A 7,853-nucleotide genomic window follows, 5' to 3' on the forward strand; every position below is an offset into this window, starting at 1 on the left:
CTCACCCCATCAACTTAACTCACCTGACCAGCAGCAGCTTTCCGATGTGTTCACCCTCTTCGAGCATCTGGTGAGCGCGGGCCGCCTGGTCGAGCGGGATCCGCTCGTGCACCACGGGCCGTACGGCACCGGCGGCGACGAGCGGCCACACGTTGTCGACCACGCCCCGGCAGATCGCGCCCTTGTCGTCCACCGGGCGGGTGCGCAGCCCGGTCGCGTGGATCGAGGCCCGCTTGGCGAGCAGCGTGCCGAGGTCGAGCTCGCCCTTCGCGCCGCCCTGCAGGCCGATCACGACCAGGCGGCCGCCGGTCGCGAGGGCGCGCAGGTTCCCGGGCAGATACTTCGCCCCGATGATGTCGAGGATGACGTCGGCCTGCCCCTTGAACCGCTCGGCGAAGTCCTCCTCGCGGTAGTTGACGCCGTCGTCCGCGCCGAGCTCGCGGCAGCGCGCGAGCTTGTCCGCGGAGCCGGCCGTCACGAGCACGCGGGAGCCGAACGCCTTGGCGAGCTGGATGGCCATCGTGCCGATGCCGCTCGCGCCGCCGTGGACGAGCAGGGTCTCGCCCTTCCGGAGGCGGGCGGTCATGAAGACGTTCGACCAGACCGTGCAGGCGACCTCGGGGAGACCGGCGGCCTCGTCCAGCGTGACGCCCTCCGGCACCGGCATCACCTGCTGCCAGGGCACCGCCACCCGTTCGGCGTACCCGCCGCCGGCCAGCAGGGCGCAGACGCGGTCGCCGGGCGCGAGATGCGGGACGTTCTCGCCGACCTCGATGATCGTGCCGGAGCACTCGAGCCCCGGGATCTCGGAGGCTCCGGGCGGCGGCGGGTAGAGGCCGCGCCGCTGGAGCAGATCCGCCCGGTTGACGGCCGAGGCGGCGACCTCGATGAGCACCTCACCTGGGCCGGGACGCGGGTCGGGCACTTCCTGCCAGGCCAAAACCTCGGGTCCGCCGGGTTCGGAAATCACGATCGCACGCATGTGACCTAAAGTAGCGTGGCGGAGAACTCGGCGGTTGCCCGCATTCACCGTATTACGTGGCGCTAATCTGCAATGTGTTTGCTACCCCATTAGCCCAGCCCGAGGGGGTACACGGTGGCGAGACATGATCGTGAGGATCCCCATTCTCTCGAAGACCAGCTGGCATGGCTTGACGCGATCAAGGAAATGCCCGACGAGGTGGAGATAGCGGTCAGCGCGGTCACCTCGGCCACGCTCGCCTCTCCAACGCCGCCACCGGCCGCCGAGCCCGAGCCCGCCTCGCCGTACCCGGCCGACCCGTGGAGTCTCGTACCGGCCGAGCCCGCGTCCGGCGGCCTGCTCCGCGGCGCGGCCGACAGCGCTGCCGGCTCCGGCTATGGCGCTCCGGCGCAGGAGGACGTGCAGACGTCCGAGTCGTCGTCCACCGGTCCCGTCCGAGACCCCCTCTTCGATCCTGACTATTCGGACCGCTTTGGGTATGAAAGCGGCAAAAAGTCCGAATTTGGGGTCGGGTATGGAAGCGAGACCAGCTTCCGCGACCTGGGCTTTGGCGAGCCGGGGTTTGGCGAGCCGGGGTTTGGTGACTCGGGGTTCGGCGACTCGGGGTTCGGCGACACTGCGCGCTTCGGCGACACGAAGTTCGGTGACGCGGGCCTGCGCGACCCTGGCGTGGGCACCCCTGGCTTCGGTGACGCGGGCTTCCGCGACCCGGGCTTCCGTGATCCGGGCTTCGGTGAGACGACGAATCTGAGTGACACGACGGCCTTCGTGACCAGGCCCGCGTCCTCGGCTGCGTCCCCTACGTCCTCGCCTGCGGACACGCGTGAGAGCGCCCCGGCCGAGTCGTCCACCGCGTTCGGCACGCCGCCGGGGACGAGGGCCGAGGAGTCCGCCACCTCGACGGGACCGGTGAAGGCCCCGTCCTTCGGTTCCGGGGCGGCCGGTTTTGAGGCGGCGTCGGATTCCGGGCTGGCGCCGGACCGTTCCGCGGAGTCGTCCTCGCCGAGGTCTTCCGACGCTTCTCCGGGCTCGGAATCGGAGTCCTCAGAGGAGATCTCGAACGAGACGCCGGGCGACGACCAGCCGCAGGCGGAGGACGACGGCCACTCCCAGCCGGGTGGTGCATCGTCCTTCACCACACCTCTCTTCAGTGGTTCCTTCCCGGGCTCCCCGGCGGACACCGACGCCTACAAGAATCTCGGTGCGTTCACTGGCGGCGAGTCCGTCTCCGGCACGTCGTCCACCAAGGAGCCGCTGCGGGGCTGGCTGGAGCCGGCCGTGCCGGTGCCGGCGGCCCAGCAGGATCCCGCCGTTTCCGACGAGCCGGAGGAGCCGCCCGCGCCGCCGGAGATCCCGTCTCCGTTCGGCCCCCCACGGGCCGAGGCCGTGCCGGACTTCGCCGACGACCGCTTCACCGGCTCGCTGCGGGAGGAGTTGGCCGCCGAGGAGCGAAAGCCGTACGAGCCGGGGCCGGTCGCGGCGGCGGCACCTCCGCCCCCGCCCGCACCGGCGCAGATGCCGTCACCGCAGCCCGCACCGGCGCCGCAGCCCGCGCCCGAGCGCGCCTCCGCGCCGGTGGAGACGCCGCCCGTGGAACGCGACGCGGTGGCGGAGCGGGAGGCGTACCAGGCCCCGCGCCGGCCGGCTCCCGTCTCCGCCTTCAGCTCGCCCGCGCGTACGACGGGGAAGCCGGCCGGCTCGAAGCCGACCGCCGACAGCCTCGACCCGGTCACCCTGCTGCGGGGGCGGCGGAACGCTCCCGCGACGGGCTGGCGGCGGCTGGTCTACAAGGCGTCCGCCGGGCTGATCAAGCCGGGTGAGGCCCCGGAGGTGCGGCGGCGTCGTGAACTCGTGCAGCGCGCCCGCACGCCCGTCGCCACCGGTCACCACCGGGTCGCCGTGCTCAGCCTCAAGGGCGGGGTGGGCAAGACCACGACGACCGTCGGGCTCGGCGCCACGCTCGCGCAGGTGCGCGGCGACCGGGTCATCGCGGTCGACGCCAACCCCGACCGTGGAACGCTCTCCGACAAGGTCGAGCTGGAGACCGCGGCCACCGTACGCGACCTGCTGAACGAGCGGGCGCAGATCAAGCGATACGTGGACATCCGGGCCTTCACCTCGCAGACGCCCTCGCGGCTGGAGATCCTGGCGTCGGACCGCGACCCGTCGGTGTCGGAGGCGTTCAGCGCCAAGGACTACCACGCGGTGGCGAACGTGCTGGAGAACTTCTACTCGATCTGCATCACCGACTGCGGTACCGGTCTCCTGCACTCCGCCATGTCGGGGGTGCTCGGCATGGCCGACCAGATCGTGCTCGTCAGCTCGCCGTCCGTGGACGGCGCCCGGGCGGCCTCGGCCACACTGGACTGGCTGGAGGCGCACCACTACGGCGACCTCGTGCGGGCCGCCACCGTGGTGCTCTGCAGCGTACGGCCGCGGTCGAAGTCCACAGTGGACCTTGACAAGCTGGAGGCCCACTTCGCCGCCCGCTGCCGCACCGTGGTGCGGGTGCCGTACGACGCCCACCTGGAGGAGGGCGCGGAGATCGACCTGGACCGCCTGCAGCAGGCCACCAGGGACGCCTACCTCCGCCTCGCGGCCTCCGTGGGCGACGGCTTCGCCGGGCCACACGCGCTGGCCGCGCCCAGGTTCTCGGAGATCCCGGACCACCTGTGAGCGAGCACGGATGATCTCTTTCACGGTCGCGGTCACGTACGAGGGAGTGAGAGACTAGGCTGCTGCGTGGCGTTCCAGCACGGAGCGCAGGGGAGAGCTCGCCTAGTGGACGATGGCGGCGGTCTTGAAAACCGCTAGGCCGGGTGACCGGTCTCGTGGGTTCGAATCCCACGCTCTCCGCTCAACCAGCCAAAACGGCGTCTGACCAGCAGGTTTGCTCGGTTCAGACGCCGTTGATCGTTCCGGCCATGCGCAGCTATACGCCACCCTGAGCAGCCCTCGGCCGCTGTCCGCGGGATATTTGCGGGATGGATCTTGTCGTGTTTCCCCAGGTCATCCCAAAAAGAAGAGGGCCCGGGATGACTGGGACCCCGGAAGGTTTTTCACCTTCACGCCTTCAGGGCGTCTTCAATCCTTCGGTTGGCGATCTCTACGCCGCCCATCGATGCACTTCGCGTAGGCCCTGAAACATCACATCCACTTCATGCCCGTGCGTACGGTGGTTTCGCGAGCGGCCAGCTGTGCGTCCGTCGCTTGTTCACCTGCTGCACGGGCTTCGAGAGGACCAAACGGACTCAGGTTGCGAAGCGTGTACCAATCGGCCAAAGTCCGCCGGATCGCCCGAGAACGTGATCTCATAGGGTGGATCAAGTTGAGCAACGACCATGAAAATACAGGTATGCGGTCGGCAGGGAATCGAGCTACGCGGCGCAGGATGGCCGTGGCAGCTACGGCGGGGGCCGGGCTGGTTCTGGGGACAGGGTTCGCGCTGCGCGCCGGCGGCTGGGACGCGGCGGCGAATGTGGTGCAAGTGATTTCGGGTGTGCCCTTGTTATTCGCCCTGGCGGCCTGGGCAACCCGCAGGCGCCAAGAAACACCCAGCCAATGGGCCGAACTGGGTGGCCTGCTACAGATCGTCGCCGATGCTAAAGGGCTAACCGTAGATCGGTTGCGCGAAGAACTGCCCGCCTGGGAGCAGGAGATCAACGCCTACCTACAGGGAACCCGCCGCCCGGAGTGGACGTTCATAACCGAGTTCATCACCCTGGTGACCAAAGGGAATGAATGGCAGCGGGAAATCTTACAGCGGAGGATCCGTCCAGTATGGGAGGCGAGCGGCGTGGACGCCCAGGCCACGCCCGATGCCACTCCATCGCCAGCCATTTCCGACCCTCCCGAAGTGGCCCCGGAGGCCGCGGCCGAGCCGAGGGTGCCGCTCAGAGGGCAGGGTGGACACCGTGATCTGCCGAACCTCTCCAGCGGCGGCGGTTCCCCCCAAGAAGCAGTTGCAGACAGCTCGACGGGTAGCCGATCGAAAGGGGTATCACGCCGAACGGCCTTGTTCGGGCTTGGGGCCATCGGTGCCGCCGCAGCCAGCATCATCGGCTGGCAGCTCCACGACGGCAACCCTGACACCCCTGAGCCAAACCCGCTCACCGGGAAGAGCAGCCCTCACACCAGCGTATCCCCCACGCCCGCCCAGCAGAGCCCAACCCCGTCCTTCACGCCACAACCCCAACCCTCCACTGGAACACAGCAGTGGGCCTTCACCACCGGCAACGAGGTGTACTCGTCTCCTGCGGTCGTCGAGGGGGTGGTCTACGTCGGCAGTGACGACAACAAGCTGTACGCGATCGATGCCACCACCGGCCGCGAACGCTGGTCCTTCACCACCGGCAACGAGGTGTACTCGTCTCCCGCGGTCGTCGAGGGGGTGGTCTACGTCGGCAGCAAGGACAACAAGCTGTACGCGATCGATGCCACCACCGGCCGCGAACGCTGGTCCTTCACCACCGGCAACTTGGTGCTCTCGTCTCCCGCGGTCGTCGAGGGGGTGGTCTACGTCGGCAGTAACGACAACAAGCTGTACGCGATCGATGCCACCACCGGCCGCGAACGCTGGTCCTTCACCACCGGCAACTCGGTGCTCTCGTCTCCCGCGGTCGTCGAGGGGGTGGTCTACGTCGGCAGCATGGACCGCAAGCTGTACGCGATCGATGCCACCACCGGCCGCGAACGCTGGTCCTTCATCACCGGTTTCGATGTGGGGTTCTCGTCTCCTGCGGTCGTCGAGGGGGTGGTCTACGTCGGCAGCCGGGACCGCAAGCTGTACGCGATCGATGCCACCACCGGCCGCGAACGCTGGTCCTTCACCACAGGTGAGCCGGTGAACTCGTCTCCCGCGGTCGTCGAGGGGGTGGTCTACGTCGGCAGTGACGACAACAAGCTGTACGCGATCGATGCCACCACCGGCCGCGAGCGCTGGTCCTTCACCACCGGCAACTCGGTGCGCTCGTCTCCTGTGGTCGTCGAGGGGGTGGTCTACGTCGGCAGCATGGACCGCAAGCTGTACGCGATCGATGCCACCACCGGCCGCGAACGCTGGTCCTTCACCACCGGCAACTCGGTGCTCTCGTCTCCTGCGGTCGTCGACGGGGTGGTCTACGTCGGCAGTGACGACCACAGGCTGTACGCCATTACCGCGAGTTCCGCGCCTGCGCGAAGGAACGGCTCATGAGGCGACAGTTCGCTAAGCACCTCATGAGCCTCGGGTTTCGTCGCTGCCGACGGTTCTGCAGGACCAAGTGAACAACGACATCCTTGCTGGTGATCTACGGGCCGGAATCACAAGCATGCAGGGTATCCCCGCATGGTCCGCACAGCGGGACTCGCCGAACGGACCACGTCGAAACCGTCAACGTACCGCCCACTCATCCATCGGTGTTACAGCCAAAGCATCGTCAATTCGGCGGTTGGCGATGTCCACGCCGCCATCGATGCACTTCGCATAGACCCTGAGCAGCACATCGACACCATGCCCGGCGCGATCGGCGACCTCGGGAGCGGCTACCCCGGCGTTGAGCCAGAGTGAGACGGCCGCGTGGCGCAGGTCGTACGGCCGAGCCGCCAGCGGGGACACGACCTGCTCCGGCGTCAGCGCCAGCGTCCGGGCCTTCTGCCACGCCTCGCAGTACGTCCCGATGGAGATCACACCGCCCCGGGACGTACGGAAGAGGCGCCCGTCATCGTGGACGCCGAACTCGTCGATGTGCTCGCGGAGGATGGTCACCAGTTCCGGTGGGATCGGCACGGGACGACCCTCGTCCTGTGCACGGTGCTTCAGGCCGCGATCGTCGTGCGCCTCCCCGCTGTCCGTCCATCGCTTGTTCGCCTGGGGCTTGGACTTAGAGAGGACCAGGCGGCCCCATCCAGACTTGGCAAGGTGGCAGTCCTGGATACGGAGGCCGAGCGCTTCAGCGGGCCGGAGGCCGGCGAAGTAGAGGCAGGCGAAGAAGGCCCGAAGGTGCCGGCCGCGGTCGAGGCGGCCCGCATAGGTCACCGCGGCGAGCAGCTCCCGCGCCTGGGCTGGGTTCACCACGACCCGCCGGTCCACAACCTCGCGGACCTTCGGCGGCTTCCACGCCTTCACCTTGTCGATCGGGTTCGAGGGCAGTTCTTCCAGGTCTACGGCGTACTGCAGGACGTTGTAGAAGACTGAGCGCTTCCGGGCGATCGTCGTAGCCGCAGCCGCCCCGCCATCGAGCCGAGTGGTCAGCGCGTCGAGGCCGAGCCGTACGTTTCGAACCTTGGCCAGGTCGGCTACGGGAATCGAGTGACGTTCAAGCCACGTCACAGCAGCCGCGATGCCAGCCGGACGAGCTAGTTGCCGAGACGCAGGAGGAAGCACGTATTGGCGAAGTGCTTCCCGGAGCACCAACTCGTCCGGCTTGCCTGGCCCGTTCTCGTCGACGAGTGCAGGGGTCACCGTGGCGAGAGCGTCGGTAAGGCTGTCGCGCGTCTTTGCCGCAGCGTGAGGCCACTTCATGTCGATGTAGGCCAAGACGAGGGTGAGCCAGGTGATGGTGTTTTTCGCCTTCGACATGGACACGGGTAGCCCGGTCTCCGTATCGAACGCCTCACCCCGCTTGGCCGCCTGCCGGAGGTCGGACAGGAAGCTTTCGGCCAGGGCCTTCGTCCTCAGAGTTTTCGACTTCTGGCGCCCGCCGACCTTCCAGCGAACCTCGTAGGAGGCAGTCTTGCTGGACTGATTTCGCCGGACTTCCCAGAACCTGACGTCGTACGAGCTGCTCACGCCGCCCTACCTTCTTGAGTGCGAGCGCGCTCCGGTTGGTGTAGAAGATCGGGGTGTGCGAACGAGGCAGGGATGGCTCTCACGCTGGCTGCCCTCGATGGC

4 protein-coding genes and 1 tRNA gene are annotated in these 7,853 nt (G+C 68.1%); 3 read left to right on the forward strand and 2 right to left on the reverse strand.

Going from position 1 to position 7,853, the window contains the following annotated elements:
* Positions 1-19: 19 nt before the first annotated feature.
* Positions 20-982, reverse strand: coding sequence for an NAD(P)H-quinone oxidoreductase (locus FLV34_RS14315; RefSeq protein WP_142649197.1), 963 nt, complete (start codon positions 980-982; stop codon positions 20-22).
* Between the two features lie 969 nt (positions 983-1,951).
* On the opposite strand from FLV34_RS14315, the gene FLV34_RS14320 reads away from it, so the two are divergent.
* The 3 genes from FLV34_RS14320 (at position 1,952) to FLV34_RS14330 (ending at position 6,176) form a co-directional block, all read left to right on the forward strand.
* On the forward strand, positions 1,952-3,658 hold the full coding sequence (locus FLV34_RS14320; RefSeq protein ID WP_261985775.1) for a MinD/ParA family protein: 1,707 nt from the start codon (positions 1,952-1,954) through the stop codon (positions 3,656-3,658).
* Between the two features lie 91 nt (positions 3,659-3,749).
* A tRNA-Ser gene (locus FLV34_RS14325) sits at positions 3,750-3,838 on the forward strand.
* A gap of 535 nt (positions 3,839-4,373) precedes the next feature.
* Positions 4,374-6,176, forward strand: coding sequence for a PQQ-binding-like beta-propeller repeat protein (locus FLV34_RS14330; protein WP_147943314.1), 1,803 nt, complete (start codon positions 4,374-4,376; stop codon positions 6,174-6,176).
* Positions 6,177-6,353: 177 nt separating this feature from the next.
* Here the strand turns inward: FLV34_RS14330 and FLV34_RS14335 are convergent, their stop codons facing one another.
* The gene (locus FLV34_RS14335) at positions 6,354-7,751 is read right to left on the reverse strand and encodes a tyrosine-type recombinase/integrase (protein WP_147943315.1); all 1,398 of its coding nucleotides are present in this window, start codon (positions 7,749-7,751) and stop codon (positions 6,354-6,356) included.
* Positions 7,752-7,853: the final 102 nt, after the last annotated feature.

The sequence above is a fragment of the Microbispora sp. CSR-4 genome, from assembly GCF_008033685.1.
Classification (GTDB): Bacteria; Actinomycetota; Actinomycetes; order Streptosporangiales; family Streptosporangiaceae; genus Microbispora.